This window comes from Paenibacillus sp. 2TAF8 (assembly GCF_052114825.1).
Taxonomy (GTDB): Bacteria; Bacillota; Bacilli; order Paenibacillales; family Paenibacillaceae; genus Paenibacillus.
Genome location: NZ_JBFRFN010000030.1, coordinates 1 through 18113 on the forward strand (window position 1 = coordinate 1; position 18113 = coordinate 18113).

Consider the following 18113-nt stretch of genomic DNA (forward strand, 5'->3'; position numbering starts at 1 on the left):
GTCCCAAGCTTGAGGGCAGGTTGCCTACGTGTTACTCACCCGTCCGCCGCTAACCGTCAGAGAAGCAAGCTTCTCTTCAAGTCCGCTCGACTTGCATGTATTAGGCATGCCGCCAGCGTTCGTCCTGAGCCAGGATCAAACTCTCCAATAAAAATGAATTTCGCAGCGTGGTTAAACGCTGTGCAACTCATCGGGGTATTGAAAAGAGCGATAAGCTCATTTTGAATCTGACGAGATTAAAAATCTCATTTGTGTTCCAGTTTTCATACAGCCAGATGGCATGTACCAAAACCTTCACGTTCATTCTGCAAGCAGAATGTTTCACTCACTCGTTGTTCAGTTTTCAAAGATCAAACATTCAATTAATGCGTTGTTTTTCTTGTTGTCGTCGTTTCAGCGGCGACTTTTATAATGTATCATAACCACATTGTCTTTGCAAGCATTATTTTTAGATTATTTTAATCATGTTAACAAATATGCTTGTCCAATCAAACTAGCTCCTTAAAATGGAACGAAAATTAATTTACCATATAGAATTGGAAAGGTCAACCCTATTTCGACAAAAAGCTTAATTGATTAGTCTCTTTCAGAGCAAGTCGATGAATCAGAGGTACAAAACTCACAAAACCCTGTAGATAGAGTTGCACCTCTCCCCACCTTATACAGATTTATATATTTCAGCCCCACTCACGGTTTGGACTTCTTTAACTTACCGCCTCTTGCATATTTGGATAACTCCTTAGGCGGTGCGAACCGCGCATACATGCGGAATACCGTTTTGTACCGACTCGCTATAGCATATTTAATCTCCTGATCAAGACGATGGTCACTCAGATCGAACAGCATTTCATCCAATTCTTTGCGCAATACATAGTCCAGTTCCTTGCATTCCTTCTCGTTAAATAGCATACCCAGCATTAAGAGTTCTCCTTTTTGTGCATATCCTCTATAGTCACACTGCAGTATTCCAGCAACACACTTTCTTTCATTTTGTCTGCACTGCTGAAACCCGTTTTATTGTTATGGTCAAATTCTTGGAAATTTATGAATGCCGGGTATCACAAAATTTCTACAAGGAATTTCAACCTCTTACGAGCGCATATGTGAGTGTGCTCTCAATAACTGCGGCAACGAGGAGTAAGACGACGATCCAAAAGCTTGCTGTTAACGTCATGCTCATAAACTCTTTCCATCGTGATCCAATCAATCCACGTTTGTCGCCCCCCAGTTGTGCAAGACTGCGTACCGTTAGACCACCGAACTTCAATCCAAATGCACAGGCAATAATAATGACCGGAATCTCGATAATCCCGTGAGGCAGTAGCCCCTTAACGACGATATCGAAAAAGCTGGCTCCATAATTCATCGAGGTATGAACAACAAACCCCAGCACCATGCCGTTAATTAGCAGAAAGATGATGGGTAAGATGCCGAAGAAAACACCTGCATAGATGACCAGCACACTTTTGATAGCATTATTGAAAAAAATGAGCAAAAAGAAATTCCATTGCACATTCCCTCCCTGCTGCAACTGTTGACTGATTTGGCGAAGCCCTTCAATCTGATTTAACAACAACTGCTCCAGTGGCCCTGTACTTACCCATCCAGCTCCAATCCCCACAGCAAATAACAGAAATGACCAGATTAAAGCTCCCCTGATCTTGCCCATGTCTCTCATAAAGGTACTGAATTTTAACATAACAACCTCCTAATAATTGAAATGATGGACAAACAACGATGTAAAACGAATAACTGGTCAGTACGAGCATACATTGAAAAGTAAACAAGCATTTCTTTATTGGGAGAGGGGCGCTTAGCGAAATGAACTCGTTCTATGTATTTAGCGGCAAAAAAATCAAACGTAACCTGATTGTGCTCGTTGCTGCCATCTTTGCGATTGGTATTATTTATCTGGAAAGCGGAAACGTATCTGTATTCTCGGAAGAAGCACCTTCCGCCGTCTACAGTGTTCCAACCGACAAAAAGGTCATTGCACTTACCTTTGACATCAGCTGGGGGGATAAACGCACCGAGCCGATTCTAAAAGTTCTTCAGGAGAACAAAGTGCAGAAGGCCACCTTCTTCCTCTCTTCACCCTGGAGCAAAACGCACCCCGAGATTGTTACTGCCATCAAAGATGCAGGATATGAGATTGGCAGTCATGGACACCGGCACGAAAACTACAGCAGTTTAACTGAAGAGCAAATCCGTAAGGAAATTTCGACAGCTCACAGCATTTTAACCGATTTAACGGGAAAAGAACCGAATTTACTGCGATTGCCTAATGGAGATTTTGATAAACGTGTGCTTCAGGTTGCGAACAGTCTAAACTATCAGGTTGTTCAGTGGGATACCGATTCGCTGGATTGGAAAAATCCAGGAGTACAGACGATTGTTGATCGTGTCGTCAGCAAAGCCCATCCAGGTGATATCGTCCTGCTGCATGCCAGCGATTCTTCTAAACAAACTCATGAAGCACTGCCTGTCATCATTGATAAATTGAAAAATCAGGGATACGAATTCGTGACCGTTTCGGAGTTACTTAATCACTCCAGTGTAGAAGGTAAAGAAGTGCGTGATCAAGCCAGCGGCCAATAATAAAACACGGATTAACAATTGGGAACGAGTCAAAAATAAGTAGTTACATTCCACAACTGATGATGCTGTAAATACCTGCAATAGACGACTATACAACAAAGTGGCTACACAAATTCGTATAAAGTTGAAAAAGAGCTAACTTGGTTAGCTCTTTTGGTATTTTTCGTAATATGACACCTTATTGAGGTTCATGACCTTTTACGCCCCGCAATCAATCAACGGCTTACCACAGTTTCCACAGCCCGTTCTTTTGCACCATCGACCAGTTTGTGCAGGATCAACATCTGATATGCATTACATAACAGCAAAGGGATTACAATAAAGATGGTAGCTGCATTAACATCAATCCGCAAAACACCAATTGTCTCCACAGCTGTTACGGCTATCATGAAAAAGAGCGTGGGTACTAAAGCGGAGATATGCGTCTGTTTAATTTTCACGTAAGCGGTAACAATTGCCGTTGCCAAAATAATCAGCCCTAGCACAATATCCGAGAGGCGCTCCCGCCCTCCACCTACAAAAAGACGCAAAAACATGATATCCAGCAACGCCAGCACAGTCAGCACAATCTGCACAATTTGCCATCCGCGTCTTGGGAATACACCTTTCCCCATATAGTTTAATATGAGATATGCAAAGAAACCCATTTGTGAATATACACTAATCATCACTCCGGAGCCAAACAGAATCAGCAGATACAGCATAAAGTCGGCGATTCCATTCGTTTTTTCTCCGTTTACCAGCATCATAATCAATCCTGTACCTAATGCTCCTGCGGCGCCAATAAGCAAGGCTGTCCAAAACAGGAAAAACCATCTACGCAAATTCAAATGTTTTCCACCCCCGAGAGTTTATTTTACCAACCTTCACAGCAAAAAACCATCATTGCTCAACATATTTCCCCCTTTCCCATCACATACTACATCCAGTATCTAATCAAGGAGGGATTCTACACATGAAACGGCCTATGTGGCAGCTATGCTGTGTTGTATTCGGGCTATCCGTCATGCTTGCCGGCTGCGGTTCAGATCAGAGTTCTTCGCCTCCTCAGGGCAGCTATAAAGAGATGAAAACGATGGTCGTCGATATTTTGAAAAGTGATGAAGGTAAAAAGGCCGTTGAAGAGGCTCTAACGGGACAAAGCTCCTCTGGCGGCAGTGGTGGAGGCGGTGGCTCTGAAGATGGGGGCGCCTCTGGCGGTGGCTCGGGAACGGTGGGTATGAAAATGTTAATGCCTATGCAATCTTCAGAACAAATACGTATTGCCGTAAAAGATACCATAACCGCTCCTGAATACCAGAAGGAATTCGAGAAAATCATGACCGATCCGCAATTTGCCGGTGAATTCGCTAAGGCGATCAACGGACAAAGCAAACAACTTCACATGCAACTGATCAAAGATCCAACGTACCAAAAATCGATTGGGGATATCATGAAATCACCTGAGGTATCCAAGATGTTTATGGATATGACCAAAACCCCGGAATATCGAAAACAAACGATGACCGTTATGCAGGAAGTGATGCAAAATCCTTTGTTTCGTATGGAAGTTCTTACTTTGCTGAAAAAAGTGGTACAAGAAGAACTCCAGCCTAAAACGGAAAGCGGTGGTGGGCAAAAGGGGCAGGACGGGGGAGATGGTGGCAATGGTGATTCTGGAGGTGGAGACTCCGGTGGTGGTGGTGGTGGAAGCTCATAACGAAAAGATTAATTCAGAGTCAGAAAAAAATTTAACGATTACGGACGCCCATCCTCAAACTTGAGATAATGCCAAAAAGCCTGCATCCAAAGCAAAGGACGCAGGCTTTTACTTTTACTCCTATTACAATGCTTATTGAAATTTAGAATCGATCGATCGGGCGACTTCGTCATATATAGCCCCGATTGTCGTCTCTGCCTTGTACACAGACGGTGAGAAATCTGGTTCAGAAGGATGGTTGTCCGGAGCACCTAATGGAATCTGGGCCAGGAGCACCGTGTGCAGGCTTTCCGCAAGACGTCCGCCCCCTCCACGACCAAATACATATTCTTTCTCTCCACATTTGCCACATTCGTAGTACGCCATGTTTTCAACTACACCCAGCAACTCGTGTTCCGTTTGAATGGCCATCGCTCCGGCACGTGCCGCTACAAAGGCTGCAGTGGCATGTGGAGTCGTAACAATGATCTCTTTGCTCTGTGGTAACATCTGATGCACATCCAGCGCAACGTCACCCGTACCTGGTGGCAGATCCAGAAGCATATAATCGAGCTCGCCCCACTGAACATCGGTGAAGAACTGACGAAGCATCCGACCAAGCATTGGCCCGCGCCAAATCACCGGGTTATTTTCCCGAATAAAGAACCCCATCGACATCACTTTGACGCCAAAACGTTCGACCGGTTGAATCACACCATCCTCAACGACCGGATATTCCTCGATCCCCATCATATCTGGCACACTGAAACCATAAATATCAGCATCAATGAGTCCGACTTTCTTTCCTTGACGGGCCAAGGCTGCAGCCAGATTAACGGTGACGGTTGATTTACCTACGCCACCCTTACCACTGGCAACGGCGATAAAACGAACTCCCGACTCAGGACTTAATAGCTCATGTCCATCCAGACCCGCTGCATGGCCTTTAACAAGCACTTCATCCTGGTCTGGATCTTGCTCGGCTTGTCCCAGGTTAAGACTCTGACGGTCATGCTCAGATGCTACACGTGTGCGGATATGTACATCCTTCACTCCATGCTGGGACAGCAAGTTACGTGCAGCATCCGTTAAAGCGGTTGCATCTTCTGGCCTATTCTCCAGTGTAACCATGCTTAACGCCACATGATGTTCTTTCACCATAATGTCACGAATCCATCCCAGTTCCGTCAAGCTTTGTCCAAGCTGCGGTTCCTGTAATGGCTGTAAAAGTTCAAGTATCTGTTCTTTGGATAACATCAGACAGCACCTCGGTTTTATCTATTGGCATGTGTTAGGTATGCTGTTCCAATTATAGCACTACCTTTCTTCTTATGACTAACTTTTCGGACGTTCACCTGCGGAATATCGGAGAATGCCATTGTAAATAGACGCAGCTACTTTCCGTTGATACAATTCATCAGCAAGCATCTTTGCCTCTTCTGGATGGGACAAAAAGCCAACCTCAACGAGTGCTGATGGAATTTTCAGAGCCTGTAACAAGTAAACGGTACTCACCGTTTTTGCTATACGATCTGTATTTTCCAGGTTCCGAATCATCTCAGCTTGTAGCAGATTCGCAAGACCTTCGTTATCAGGATGATTAGGCGTGTAGAAAACTTGTGCGCCACTCCAGCGGTTAGATGGAACGCTGTTCATATGGATGCTGATAAATAAATCTGCCTGTTTATCTTCAATCTGTCTCACTCTCTGTTTGAGATCCTCTGTCTTGCGTCTGGAGTATCCTCTTGTTCCCTCGTCAGCCAAATCCTTATCGATTTCACGAGTCATCACAACAAGAGCTCCTGCCTGCTGCAAATAGTCTCTAACATACAGCGCAATGGACAAATTGATATCCTTCTCAATAACCCCCTGTCTACTCACTGCTCCACCATCTGGCCCTCCATGACCTGCATCAATAGCGATCACCTTACCAGCCAGAGGCAGGCTCCAATATCCTGACGTTTTGGCTGAGGGCATCTCATACGAAACTACTGCTACAAACATAGCCAACAAACATAGGCTCAGCATAACCCTCTTCACTGTTTTTAACCGGATCCAGACTACCAGATGTTTCCCCATGTTTTTGCGCATAAAAAAACCACCTCGTCCCTATAAATGACTCTAATCATCTATATGGGACAAGATGGACAAATATACCCTTAGGAATGGACTTGCTCTGCCATACCCTCAATCAGCACCTCAGCGACCTCAGGGCGTGTAAATTGAGGCGGCGGACATTCACCATTACGCAGCAATCCACGGACCTTAGTTCCGGACAGCGTCAGGTGGTGTTCCTTGTCATGAGGACATGTTTTGCTGGAAGCCATGTTTCCGCACTTGGTGCAAAAGAAGCTATGTTCGAAGAACAGCGGTGTAATGCCAAGCTCCTCAGCGGTAAAATTAGAGAAGATCTCTTGTGCTTCATAGGTTCCGTAGTAATCACCTACACCTGCATGATCACGACCGACGATAAAGTGGGTGCAGCCATAATTTTTACGCACCATCGCATGGAAAATGGCTTCACGAGGTCCAGCATATCGCATGGCGGCCGGGAATACACCTAGAAACGCACGATCCGCCGGATAATAGTTTTCCAGTAGTACCAAATAACTCTTCATGCGCACATCCGCAGGAACATCATCCGATTTGGTTTCGCCCACAAGCGGATTCAGGAAAAGTGCATCAACGATCTCCATCGCACTTTTCTGGATATATTCATGCGCCCGATGAACCGGGTTACGCGTCTGAAAACCGACAACAGTTCTCCAGCCTTTCTCCTTAAAAATGTTGCGTGTCTCTGCCGGATCATAATAGAAATCTTCGAACTTGGCAGGTTGCGGACGATTCAACACCTGAATTGGCCCTCCTACATATGTTGCAGGACGCTCCAGCAGTTTTTTCACACCAGGATGCTCTGGATCATCCGTCTTGAATACACGGCGTGCTTCCTCACCCTGATCCACCTTATAGATGCTTTGAACTTCAAGCAGACCATAAGTTATCCCATCCGCTTCACCAATGAGAGCAACAACCTCACCTTTACGAAGAGAAGATGCCTGTTGATCATCTACAGCAAGGGTGATTGGTATGCTCCATACGGTACCGTCAGCCAAACGCATCCCAGATACGACGGAAAGATAATCTTCCTCATTCATAAACCCTTGCAGCGGTGAAAACGCGCCTACGCCAATCAAATCCAAATCTGAGATCGTCCAGGTATTAATCTGCAATGAGTTCAAGTTTTTACTTTCCTGCAGTAATTGCTCACGTTCTTCTCCTTGTACGACACGCTGTACCAGCGCACCTCCATGAGGCAGAATCGAAGTCATCTTGTCAGCTCCTTATTTTATACATCCGTTTTTTGGTGATAACCGCTTATGATCAATAAAGTATATAGGCACAAAGACAGGATCGCTCACAATAAAACTCTTATTTATGCAGCCCACATTCCGTTTTATCATTGCCCGACCAGCGTCCCGCACGAGGATCTTCTCCAGGCATAACTTGCCGTGTACAGTATTCACAGCCGATACTTGGGTAATTCTGATCATGAAGTGGATTATATGTCACGTTATTAGCGCGAATGTATTCCCACACATCCTCACTTGTCCAATGAGCAATGGGGTTAAATTTCATCAGCCCAAACTTCGTATCATATTCAACCTTCTTGGAGTTTGCCCGCGTTGGCGCCTGATCTCTACGAATACCTGTAATCCATGCATCATACTGCGATAGAATACGTGTCAGAGGCTCCACCTTACGAATGTTGCAACAAGCATTAGGATCTGATTTCCACAATTCTTCCCCATGCTGGGCAGCCTGTTCTTCCGGTGTGATTTTTGGCGATACTTTCACAAAATCAAGATTATACTTTTCTTGCATCCGATCACGCGTATCATAGGTTTCTTGGAAATGAAAGTCTGTATCCAGATAAAAAATATCTGTGGATGGACTGATTTTTTGCAGCATATCTACAAGTACAACATCTTCTGCCCCGAAGCTACATGCAAAAGTGATATTAGGAAATGTTTCAATCGCATAACGAATAATATCTTCCGGACTTGAATTCTCCAGTTCCTCTGCTTTTGTACGTGCCAGTTCTTCCTTCTCTAACAAGTTCATTATTCAATTTCCCCCATTCATGATCTTAAAACCAAATAAAGCCGACTAATCTAATATGAATTATGTATAGTATAAATCTTTCACTCGGGATGTCAATGCCTGCCATCTGGTAAATTACATCAGTTCATTCCTCAAAAAAACGATCTAGCTAGGCTCAGTTTTAGTGTTATTTAGCCTTTTACTTCATTTGAAGATAAAATCAGACCAAGAACTCAGTAAAGCAACTTCAAGGTCCTTCCTACCTGATTACCTAAAAACCTTTGCCACAGTTGACTTTATAGCGTGCTCAGATTAACTAGAATACATTCCCATATGACATAGACGAGCTGAAGTCGATTCTCGTTGAGCATATAGATCACTTCATGCTGTGATTCCGTCTATTAGCAAAAGTAAGAACCCTTTATCGTATTTATAAAAAAAACTGATAACATGAAATCAGAATTGGGGAGTAACATGAGGTAGCAGTATGGTGAAGTAAACCTCTAGGAGATGTGTACTGAAAAGTAAGTTAAAAGGCTCAGGGAGAATGTGTCTTAAGAAAATTTGATACGAAACCTGAACGATACAGTATCTTCAAAATACTTTAGATTAGTACAATGTATCAAATTCCGTATAAAAAATAAAAAAAGTCCTTGGCCGAAGCCAAGGACTTTGAAAAAATTAACGTTTGGAGAACTGAGGTGCGCGACGAGCCGCTTTAAGACCGTATTTTTTACGTTCTTTCATACGTGGGTCACGAGTCAGGAATCCTGCTTTTTTCAGGGATGCACGGTATTCTGGATCTGCTTTGAGCAGAGCGCGGGAGATACCGTGACGGATTGCGCCGGCTTGACCGGAGATTCCGCCACCATGAGCGATAACCAAAACGTCATAGTTAGAGAGCGTTTCAGTCAAATTCAGTGGTTGTTTTACGATCAGTTTGAGTGTTTCCAAACCGAAGTATTCATTAATATCACGTTTATTGATGACAATGCGTCCTTCACCCGGTACAAGGCGAACACGTGCTACCGAATGTTTACGACGACCTGTCCCATAGTATTGTACTTGTGCCATGAAACTGTCCTCCTTTTAATTAACCGCGAAGTTCGTAAACTTCTGGTTTTTGTGCTGCGTGTGGATGCTCAGTGCCTCTGTACGCTTTAAGTCTCAGCTTCATTTTCTCGCCCATGCGAGTTTTAGGAAGCATACCGCGAACAGCCAATTCCAACATACGCTCAGGTTTGTTTTTAACCATCTCTTCTGCAGTAGTTACTTTTAAACCACCTGGGTGCATCGAGTGACGGTAGTATTTTTTGCCTTGCATTTTTTTACCAGTCAATACAATTTTCTCTGCATTGATGATAACAACGAAATCGCCAGTGTCCACATGTGGAGTGAATTGTGGCTTATGTTTGCCGCGGATCAAAGCAGCTGCTTCGCTCGCCAAACGTCCGAGGGTTTTGCCTTCAGCATCAATGATGTGCCATTGGCGCTCAACTTCGTTAGGCTTCGCCATGTACGTAGTACGCATGAAAAGTTCCTCCTTAAATGTTCAAAATCATCATTTTTCATTTATCTTCGTTCGTTAAGTGATAACTTTAGGTGTTGATGGATAGTTGTTGCGATGTGAACATCTTAATTGGGGCTGTGGGAAAGCCATTAAGAAAACACAACTTTTATATTACATGATAGGAGACCAAATCGCAAGTATAATTTAAGCTTTTTACTCACCAAATTTAATCTTTTTTGTATTCAAGATCCCAGAGCATTAAACCGCAACTCACTGCAGTAGGTCCTGCAGCAGAACGGTTGCATGCAGCAATCATATTCGGCACATCAGAGGCTTTCCGTTTGCCCTCTCCGATCTCCAGCAACGTCCCGACAATGATTCGCACCATATGCTGCAAAAAGCCGTTACCACTCACATAAATGTGAATGACACCCTGATCGCGAGGATGGTCCCTGCACATTGAACGGTCCACTTCTATCCATGCTTCGTATACCGAACGTACATGATTCTCTTTCTGAGACTTGCGTGAAGCAAAGGAAGTAAAATCATATGTGCCTATGAAATGACGCAGGCCTTCCTCCATAGCAACGATGTCCAGCTTGGCATGGTGATGATGTTGCAGTCTTCGGTTGAAGACATCCGGAAATTGGTTTGCATTGACCGTATATCGATAGGTTTTCTTTTTCGCTGCATAACGAGAATGAAAATCTAGCGGTACCTCCATTGCATCAATAACAACAATGTCAGATGGCAATCTGGAGTTGAGTGCAATACACCAACGTTCCACTGGAATCTGGGACGCTGTAGGAAAATTGAAGATTTGTCTGCGGGCATGAACGCCTGCATCCGTTCGGCCTGAACCCGTGATTTTCACCGTTTCACCAGTCAACGCACGAATAGCATCCTCTAGGTGGTCCTGAATGGTATTACCTCCTGGCTGTACTTGAAAGCCATAGTAGGCTGTTCCATCGTAAGTTACCGTCATACATAAGTTGCGCATATTACCACACCTTTGTTCCATACTATACATAACCCTATCCCGAACAGCAAAAGAAGCCCCTTACGGAGCTTCATTTACAGCACGAATTCCGAAATGAAGAGAAAAAAAGGGTTTACCCAGAATCTTGGACTCTGTCCCCTTTCCTCATCTCACATTCTGTATTACGCGCGGTCTACCAGTTCCAAGTAAACCATAGGCGCTGCGTCACCACGACGAGGTCCCAGTTTCAGGATACGTGTGTATCCGCCTGGACGCTCAGCGTAACGACCGGACAATTCGCTAAACAGTTTTTGGATTGCATCTTGCTCACCATCGATTGTTTCACGGCGAACATAAGCTGCCACTTGGCGACGGGCATGAAGATCTCCCTTTTTCGCTTTAGTGATCAGTTTTTCAGCAATAGAGCGAACCTCTTTTGCTTTCGCTTCAGTTGTCTGAATGCGCTCGTATAAGAACAGGTCGGTTACCAGGTCACGGAACAAAGCCTTACGTGCGCTGGAATTACGGCCCAACTTTTGGTATGCCATTGTTTTCCCTCCTTCACTTCAAGCACTCAGCTGTCTATTCTTCTGTACGTAGTCCTAAACCAAGTTCCTCAAGCTTCTCTTGAACTTCTTCCAAAGACTTGCGTCCGAGGTTACGGACTTTCATCATGTCTTCTTCCGTTTTCGTGGTCAGCTCTTGTACGGTATTAATACCGGCACGTTTGAGGCAGTTGTAGGAACGAACAGAGAGATCCAGCTCTTCGATCGTCATTTCGAGTACTTTTTCTTTTTTGTCTTCTTCTTTTTCAACCATGATCTCTGCATCTTTCGCTTCGTCTGTAAGACCCACGAAGAGCATCAGATGCTCGGTCAAAATTTTAGCGCCAAGGCTTACAGCCTCTTCAGGACGAATACTTCCGTCAGTCCAAACTTCCAACGTGAGCTTGTCATAGTTGGTTACTTGGCCTACACGCGTATTTTCCACAGCGTAGTTTACGCGGCTAATCGGGGTGAAGATGGAATCGACAGGGATGACGCCGATCGGCTGGTCATCGCGTTTATTCCGATCTGCCTGGACGTAGCCGCGACCGCGATTGGCAAAAATACGCATGTGAAGTCTCGAACCTGGTCCAAGCGTAGCAATGTGAAGATCCGGATTAAGGATTTCCACATCGGAATCAGCACGAATGTCTCCAGCCGTGATTGCTCCTTCGCCTTCAGCATCAATCTCGAGCACTTTCTCCTCGTCAGAATGAATTTTGAGCGACAAAGCTTTCAGGTTAAGGATAATCTCTGTAACGTCTTCCATTACGCCAGGAACTGTAGCAAATTCATGCAGAACGCCATCGATTTGAACCGAAGACACTGCCGCACCCGGCAGTGATGAGAGCAGGATTCGGCGAAGCGAGTTTCCAAGCGTCGTACCGTATCCGCGCTCCAGCGGTTCTACTACGAATTTCCCATAGGTGCCATCATCGTTGACGTCTACCGTCTCAATTTTCGGCTTTTCGATTTCTATCACTGCAATACCCCTCCTTCAAAACGTCGGTCCTTTATGAAACATTTACCTTCTCTTGCGAAAACATGTAGTAGTATGCCTAAACAACCATTATTAGCAGATTGTGCCGGAAGTATACCACACGCAGGGGCAAATCTCATTAGACACGACGACGTTTTGGAGGACGGCATCCGTTATGCGGGACTGGAGTTACATCTTTGATCAGGTTAACTTCAAGACCAGCAGCTTGCAAAGAGCGGATCGCTGCTTCACGGCCTGCGCCTGGTCCTTTAACCATAACCTCGACGGATTTCATCCCATGCTCCATTGCAGCTTTGGCAGCAGCCTCAGCAGCCATTTGTGCAGCAAACGGAGTCGACTTACGGGAACCTCTGTACCCGAGTCCGCCGGAGCTTGCCCACGAAATTGCATTTCCGTGAGGATCCGTAATAGTAACGATAGTGTTATTGAAAGTGGAACGGATATGTGCCACGCCAGATTCAATATTTTTACGGTCACGACGTTTAGTACGTACGACTTTTTTCGGTTTAGCCATTTTCTCTTATCCCCCCTTATTATTTCTTCTTGTTCGCTACAGTACGACGAGGACCTTTACGAGTACGAGCATTCGTTTTCGTACGTTGTCCACGAACAGGCAGACCACGACGATGACGAACTCCACGGTAACAACCGATCTCCGTCAAACGTTTAATATTCAAAGAGATTTCACGACGCAGGTCACCTTCTACTTTGACCTCTTTGTCGATACTTTCACGCAATTTGCTGACTTCATCTTCCGTCAAATCACGAACACGAGTGTTCTGATTGATGCCTGTAGAGCTCAGGATTTTCTGGGAAGTCGTTTTACCGATTCCGAAAATATAAGTCAAGGCGATCTCAACGCGCTTATCACGTGGCAAATCCACACCAGCTATACGTGCCATTTTACGCTACACCCCCTTCATTAACCTTGTTTTTGTTTGTGTTTTGGATTTTCACAGATAACCATTACATTCCCTTTGCGGCGAATGACTTTGCATTTTTCGCAAATCGGCTTGACCGAAGGTCTTACCTTCATGTGAATTACCTCCTCAAAGTTCTGCTTAGCAAAACCCTCTTCGTAAGCATTGACCTAGTTCTACTATTGTAAAACTGGCTTCGAAGCTTTCGCAAGTTTTGCCGGGCAAAACCCGCTTCATAAGCCTCACAGTTCATTGCAACTGTCTACTACTATTTACGGTAAGTTATACGTCCTTTTGTTAGATCATAAGGCGATAACTGAACAACTACTTTGTCTCCAGTCAGGATACGGATGAAGTGCATCCGTAATTTTCCGGAAACGTGAGCGAGAATTTGATGACCATTCTCAAGCTCAACCTTGAACGTTGCATTCGGCAGCGGTTCAAGAACCGTGCCTTCCACTTCAATGACATCTTCCTTGGCCATTAGTCAGTCTCCTTTCTCTTCAGCTTGAATGTTGGTGGATTCCAGAAACGAATGAACCGCATAGCGGAGCTTTCCGTTTGTCACCCGACCACTCTCGTTTAAACTGTTTACAACCTCACTGCTAATCATCGGTTGAAGTTCAAGATGAAGAACGTTCTTCTTCTTGGGTTGGTCAAACTTTCGTTTGTCTCCATCCGCGATATATACGAACCTATTGTCTACTATAGAAACAATTACTGCGGCTTGGTCCGCATTGCGGCCTTTACGGATCTTCACAAGTTGACCGAGCTGCGGATTCGACTGATTGTTCATGCCTAATCACCTACGCATCCAGTTTTGTGAAAATTTCCATACCCTCAGGTGTAACTGCTACGGTGTGTTCAAAGTGGGCACATAACGATCCATCTACTGTGACGACAGTCCAGTTATCCTCCAACGTTTTCACATACCGTCTACCTGCGTTAACCATTGGCTCAATGGCTAGCACCATTCCAGCCTTTAACCTTGGTCCACGATCAGGAAGACCATAGTTCGGAATCGATGGTTCCTCGTGCAAATTCGCTCCAATGCCGTGACCGACATATTCACGAACGACGGAAAACCCTTCATCTTCAATATATTTCTGAATTGCATGAGATATTGTAAACAAGCGAACGTCTGGTTTTACCAGCGCTAGTCCTGCGTATAATGAAGCCTCAGTAACGTCCAGAAGACGACGAGCTTCTTCGGAAATACGGCCGACTGGATAGGTCCAGGCAGAATCTCCATGATACCCTTGGTACTGCGCGCCAATGTCAAACGTAACGATATCGCCCTCGTTCAACTTGCGTTTGCCGGGAAATCCATGTACCAACTCTTCATTCACTGAAGCGCACACACTGGCAGGGAAACCGTTATAACCTTTGAAAGACGGCACAGCTCCTTGACTGCAGATAAATTGATCAGCCATATGGTCAAGTTCACCAGTCGTAATACCGGGAACAATGTGCTCTGCCAAGAGACGATGCGTTTCCGCAACAATTCTCCCTGCTTCCCTCATCAACCCCAGTTCCGTTTCGGACTTACCAATGATCATCAATTAACCTCTCAACAAGGACACGATTTCTTGAGAAACTTTATCGATATCCTGTTCTCCGTCGATTTGACGAAGAAGGTCTTTAGTTTCGTAGAACGTGAGGAGTGGTGCTGTTTTGTTGATATATTCGTCCAAACGAGTGCCTACACTCTCTTCGTTATCATCAGAGCGCTGGTACAACTCGCCGCCGCATTTATCACAAGTACCATCCTGCTTCGGTGGATTAAATACGACATGATAAGTCGAACCACAGTTTTTACAAATACGACGACCCGTCAAACGAGCCAGCAATTTGTTGCGATCCACTTTCAGGTTGATCACATGATCAAGACCTGAGTTCAGTCGTTCCAGGATGCCATCCAGCGCTTCTGCTTGAGACAGGGTTCTTGGAAAGCCATCCAAGAGGAATCCTTCTCTGCAGTCCGACTGCTGCAAACGTTCTTCAACGATGCCGATGGTTACATCATCTGGTACAAGTAATCCTTGATCCATATATTCCTTGGCTTTCAGGCCAATGGGAGTTCCCTGTTTAATCGCAAGACGAAATGCATCGCCTGTTGAAATATGGGGAATACCGAACTCTTTCACAATGACGTCTGCTTGCGTACCTTTTCCTGCCCCCGGAGGGCCCATGAATAGGATGTTCACGTTATGTCACTCCCTCCAAGACTACCCTACATCAACAAACAGCACAATAGGTGCCGGCAAGTAAATCTTTACTCAACCGGAACCTATTGCCTATTTATTGATAAAACCTTTGTAGTGGCGTTTGATCAATTGGCTTTCGATTTGCTTCATCGTATCCAGCGCAACACCGATAACGATCAGGAGGGAAGTTCCTCCAATTTGCGCTGATTGAGGCAAACCAGAAAGTGCCCCTAAGAATACAGGCAGAACGGAAATGACAGCCAAGAAGATGGCTCCGGCCATTGTCAAACGAGTCATGACACGGGTCAGATATTTCTCGGTTGCTTTACCTGGGCGAATACCCGGGATATAACCGCCGTTCTTTTTCATATTATCAGCCATCTGCTGTGGATTCATCTGTACAAAAGTATAGAAGAATGTGAATCCGAAGATCATCACGACATACAGCACCATACCAAGTGGTTTGTGTGTAGTCAAGTTTTGACCGATCCACTGTGCCCAACCATGATTAGCCCAGAAGTTGGCAATAATCGTTGGGAACATCAACAGCGATGATGCGAAGATGACAGGGATAACACCAGCTGCATTAATCTTCAGCGGGATATGTGTATTCTGTCCACCGTACATTTTGTTGCCTACGACGCGTTTTGCGTACTGCACAGGAATTTTCCGAATCGCCTGTTGAATGTAAATGACACCGATGATAATCAATACGATCACAATCGCGATGATTACACCTTTAAGGATGTTCATAAACAACTGATCAGGTTGGATGAAGTCGGACTCGATCGTTTGTTTGATAATGTTAGGCACTGTTGACAGTATACCCGCAAAGATCAAAATCGAGATTCCGTTTCCGATGCCCTTCTCGGTGATCTGCTCACCAAGCCACATCAGGAATGAAGTACCGGCCGTAAGTACAATCGCGATCAAGATATAATCTGCAAACGTAGCGTTAGGAATCATGTCTGTATTGTACAAACGGTTAAATCCGATCGACGTACCAAACGCTTGAATCAATGCCAGCCCGATCGTTAAATAACGAGTCAGTTGTGCAGATTTCTTCTTACCTTGCTCACCTTGCTTTGCCCACTCCGCTAATTTAGGAATAACATCCATGGAAAGCAACTGTACTATGATAGACGCAGTGATGTAAGGAACGATCCCGAGTGCAAATATCGAGAACTGGAACAGTGCTCCACCCGAGAACGTATTGAGAAGTCCAAAAACTTCTTTACCCGCAGAATTTGTCGCTTCGAACACATCTTTGTTAACACCTGGAACGGGAACAAAGGAGCCGATGCGGTAAATGATCAGTACAAAAAGGGTAAATAATACCCTTTTGCGCAGATCCTCAACCCGCCAGATATTCTTTAGGGTCTTGAACATTAAATCACCTCGGTTGTACCGCCGGCAGCTTCAATTTTCTCCACCGCAGATTGAGAAAACTTGTTAGCTTTAACAGTCAGCTTCACAGTGACTTCACCGTTACCCAGGACTTTGATTCCGGATTTAGCGTTTTTAACAACGCCATTCGTCATCAAGAATTCTGGAGTTACTTCTGTACCCGCAGGCAAACTATTCAGGTCTTCGATATTAACAACTGCATATTCTTTGCGAGTTGGGTTTACGAAACCGCGTTTTGGCAAGCGACGATACAATGGATTTTGTCCACCTTCGAAGCCTGGACGAACACCACCGCCAGAACGAGCGTTTTGTCCTTTATGACCGCGACCTGATGTTTTACCTGTACCACTACTTGGACCGCGACCAACACGCTTACGCTCTTTGCGGGATCCAGGTGATGGAGAAAGCTCATGTAACTTCATCGTTCGTTGCACCTCCTTAAAGATTTGTGGGATTAACCCGTTCTTATGCTTCTACTTCTTTAACAGCTACCAAGTGGCTTACTTTGTTAATCATACCACGGATGGCAGGATTATCGTTTTGAACCACTTTGCTGTTGATTTTGCGCAAGCCCAATGTTTTCACAGTTGTTCTTTGCGTCTCCGGACGTCCGATCAAGCTACGGACGAGGGTAATTTCTAATTTAGCCATGAGAATTCCCTCCTAACCCAGAAGCTCTTCGACGGATTTTCCGCGCAGTTTAGCCACGTCTTCAGCACGCTTCAAACGGGACAAACCTTCCAAAGTCGCATTGACCATGTTCATGGAATTCGAAGAACCCAGAGATTTTGTCAAAATGTCACCTACACCAGCAAGTTCGAGAACCGCACGTACAGGACCACCAGCGATAACACCAGTACCTTCAGATGCTGGTTTCAACAGAACGCGTCCTGCGCCGAACTTACCTGTTACCAAGTGAGGAATCGAAGTTCCTACGAGTGGAACGTGTACAAGGTTTTTCTTAGCATCTTCAATACCTTTGCGAATTGCATCAGGTACTTCGCCCGCTTTACCGATACCCGCTCCAACCCAGCCGTTGCCGTCGCCGACTACAACCAGTGCGCTAAAGCTGAAACGGCGTCCGCCTTTTACTACTTTAGCTACGCGATTAATGTTTACTACTCTTTCAGACAGTTCCAAAGTATTCGGATCTACACGCAAGTCGTTA

25 protein-coding genes and 1 rRNA gene are annotated in these 18113 nt (G+C 45.0%); 2 read left to right on the forward strand and 24 right to left on the reverse strand.

All coding sequences use genetic code 11. The features are described 5' to 3' along the window. The 3 genes from AB4Z30_RS27065 to AB4Z30_RS27075 form a co-directional block, all read right to left on the reverse strand. Positions 1-151 (reverse strand): 16S ribosomal RNA (locus AB4Z30_RS27065); the annotation flags it as partial. A gap of 536 nt (positions 152-687) precedes the next feature. Then, complete coding sequence (locus AB4Z30_RS27070; RefSeq protein WP_441930600.1) at positions 688-918, reverse strand: hypothetical protein; 231 nt, start codon at positions 916-918, stop codon at positions 688-690. A gap of 163 nt (positions 919-1081) precedes the next feature. Beyond that, a complete protein-coding gene (locus AB4Z30_RS27075) occupies positions 1082-1699 on the reverse strand; it encodes a stage II sporulation protein M (protein WP_441930602.1) in 618 nt (205 codons plus the stop codon). Positions 1700-1821: 122 nt separating this feature from the next. Between AB4Z30_RS27075 and pdaB the strand changes: the two genes are divergently transcribed. Beyond that, a complete protein-coding gene (gene pdaB / locus AB4Z30_RS27080) occupies positions 1822-2598 on the forward strand; it encodes a polysaccharide deacetylase family sporulation protein PdaB (RefSeq protein ID WP_441930604.1) in 777 nt (258 codons plus the stop codon). 215 nt (positions 2599-2813) lie between these two features. Here the strand turns inward: pdaB and AB4Z30_RS27085 are convergent, their stop codons facing one another. Then, positions 2814-3428, reverse strand: coding sequence for a KinB-signaling pathway activation protein (locus AB4Z30_RS27085; protein WP_441930606.1), 615 nt, complete (start codon positions 3426-3428; stop codon positions 2814-2816). A 125-nt stretch (positions 3429-3553) separates the two neighbouring features. On the opposite strand from AB4Z30_RS27085, the gene gerD reads away from it, so the two are divergent. Further along, positions 3554-4297: a spore germination lipoprotein GerD gene (gene gerD, locus AB4Z30_RS27090; protein WP_441930608.1), complete on the forward strand. Its 744-nt coding sequence runs from the start codon at positions 3554-3556 to the stop codon at positions 4295-4297. A 132-nt stretch (positions 4298-4429) separates the two neighbouring features. On the opposite strand, the gene AB4Z30_RS27095 is transcribed toward gerD, so the two are convergent. The 20 genes from AB4Z30_RS27095 to rpsE form a co-directional block, all read right to left on the reverse strand. Continuing rightward, positions 4430-5533, reverse strand: coding sequence for a P-loop NTPase (locus AB4Z30_RS27095; RefSeq protein ID WP_441930610.1), 1104 nt, complete (start codon positions 5531-5533; stop codon positions 4430-4432). A gap of 78 nt (positions 5534-5611) precedes the next feature. Continuing rightward, positions 5612-6367, reverse strand: coding sequence for an N-acetylmuramoyl-L-alanine amidase CwlD (gene cwlD / locus AB4Z30_RS27100; protein WP_441930612.1), 756 nt, complete (start codon positions 6365-6367; stop codon positions 5612-5614). A 68-nt stretch (positions 6368-6435) separates the two neighbouring features. Then, positions 6436-7605, reverse strand: a complete 1170-nt coding sequence (gene sat / locus AB4Z30_RS27105) for a sulfate adenylyltransferase (RefSeq protein WP_441930614.1) — start codon at positions 7603-7605, stop codon at positions 6436-6438. 100 nt (positions 7606-7705) lie between these two features. After that, the gene (locus AB4Z30_RS27110) at positions 7706-8398 is read right to left on the reverse strand and encodes a phosphoadenylyl-sulfate reductase (RefSeq protein WP_441930616.1); all 693 of its coding nucleotides are present in this window, start codon (positions 8396-8398) and stop codon (positions 7706-7708) included. 660 nt (positions 8399-9058) lie between these two features. After that, a complete protein-coding gene (gene rpsI / locus AB4Z30_RS27115) occupies positions 9059-9451 on the reverse strand; it encodes a 30S ribosomal protein S9 (protein ID WP_024633563.1) in 393 nt (130 codons plus the stop codon). Between the two features lie 19 nt (positions 9452-9470). Continuing rightward, on the reverse strand, positions 9471-9908 hold the full coding sequence (gene rplM / locus AB4Z30_RS27120; protein ID WP_024633564.1) for a 50S ribosomal protein L13: 438 nt from the start codon (positions 9906-9908) through the stop codon (positions 9471-9473). Between the two features lie 205 nt (positions 9909-10113). Continuing rightward, complete coding sequence (truA, locus tag AB4Z30_RS27125; RefSeq protein ID WP_441930619.1) at positions 10114-10887, reverse strand: tRNA pseudouridine(38-40) synthase TruA; 774 nt, start codon at positions 10885-10887, stop codon at positions 10114-10116. 161 nt (positions 10888-11048) lie between these two features. Further along, a complete protein-coding gene (gene rplQ, locus AB4Z30_RS27130) occupies positions 11049-11414 on the reverse strand; it encodes a 50S ribosomal protein L17 (RefSeq protein ID WP_017692102.1) in 366 nt (121 codons plus the stop codon). 34 nt (positions 11415-11448) lie between these two features. Beyond that, positions 11449-12393, reverse strand: a complete 945-nt coding sequence (locus AB4Z30_RS27135; RefSeq protein ID WP_024633566.1) for a DNA-directed RNA polymerase subunit alpha — start codon at positions 12391-12393, stop codon at positions 11449-11451. A gap of 136 nt (positions 12394-12529) precedes the next feature. Continuing rightward, positions 12530-12925, reverse strand: a complete 396-nt coding sequence (gene rpsK, locus AB4Z30_RS27140; RefSeq protein WP_123067258.1) for a 30S ribosomal protein S11 — start codon at positions 12923-12925, stop codon at positions 12530-12532. Between the two features lie 19 nt (positions 12926-12944). After that, on the reverse strand, positions 12945-13313 hold the full coding sequence (rpsM, locus tag AB4Z30_RS27145; RefSeq protein WP_056697730.1) for a 30S ribosomal protein S13: 369 nt from the start codon (positions 13311-13313) through the stop codon (positions 12945-12947). 20 nt (positions 13314-13333) lie between these two features. Next, complete coding sequence (gene rpmJ, locus AB4Z30_RS27150; protein ID WP_003333770.1) at positions 13334-13447, reverse strand: 50S ribosomal protein L36; 114 nt, start codon at positions 13445-13447, stop codon at positions 13334-13336. Between the two features lie 152 nt (positions 13448-13599). Next, entirely contained in the window at positions 13600-13815 is a 216-nt protein-coding gene (gene infA / locus AB4Z30_RS27155) for a translation initiation factor IF-1 (RefSeq protein WP_017692098.1), read from the reverse strand. Positions 13816-13818: 3 nt separating this feature from the next. Beyond that, positions 13819-14127 (reverse strand): hypothetical protein, encoded by a 309-nt coding sequence (locus AB4Z30_RS27160; RefSeq protein WP_441930622.1) that lies wholly within the window; start codon positions 14125-14127, stop codon positions 13819-13821. A 10-nt stretch (positions 14128-14137) separates the two neighbouring features. Beyond that, positions 14138-14890, reverse strand: coding sequence for a type I methionyl aminopeptidase (map, locus tag AB4Z30_RS27165; RefSeq protein ID WP_441930624.1), 753 nt, complete (start codon positions 14888-14890; stop codon positions 14138-14140). 3 nt (positions 14891-14893) lie between these two features. Beyond that, positions 14894-15538 (reverse strand): adenylate kinase, encoded by a 645-nt coding sequence (locus tag AB4Z30_RS27170; protein ID WP_441930626.1) that lies wholly within the window; start codon positions 15536-15538, stop codon positions 14894-14896. 90 nt (positions 15539-15628) lie between these two features. Continuing rightward, a complete protein-coding gene (gene secY / locus AB4Z30_RS27175; protein ID WP_090924666.1) occupies positions 15629-16927 on the reverse strand; it encodes a preprotein translocase subunit SecY in 1299 nt (432 codons plus the stop codon). Beyond that, entirely contained in the window at positions 16927-17367 is a 441-nt protein-coding gene (rplO, locus tag AB4Z30_RS27180; protein ID WP_090924667.1) for a 50S ribosomal protein L15, read from the reverse strand. The genes secY and rplO overlap by 1 nt, the downstream gene beginning before the upstream one ends. A 43-nt stretch (positions 17368-17410) precedes the next feature. Continuing rightward, entirely contained in the window at positions 17411-17596 is a 186-nt protein-coding gene (gene rpmD / locus AB4Z30_RS27185; protein ID WP_017692092.1) for a 50S ribosomal protein L30, read from the reverse strand. 12 nt (positions 17597-17608) lie between these two features. Next, positions 17609-18106, reverse strand: a complete 498-nt coding sequence (rpsE, locus tag AB4Z30_RS27190; RefSeq protein WP_024633574.1) for a 30S ribosomal protein S5 — start codon at positions 18104-18106, stop codon at positions 17609-17611. Between the last annotated feature and the right edge of the window lie 7 nt (positions 18107-18113).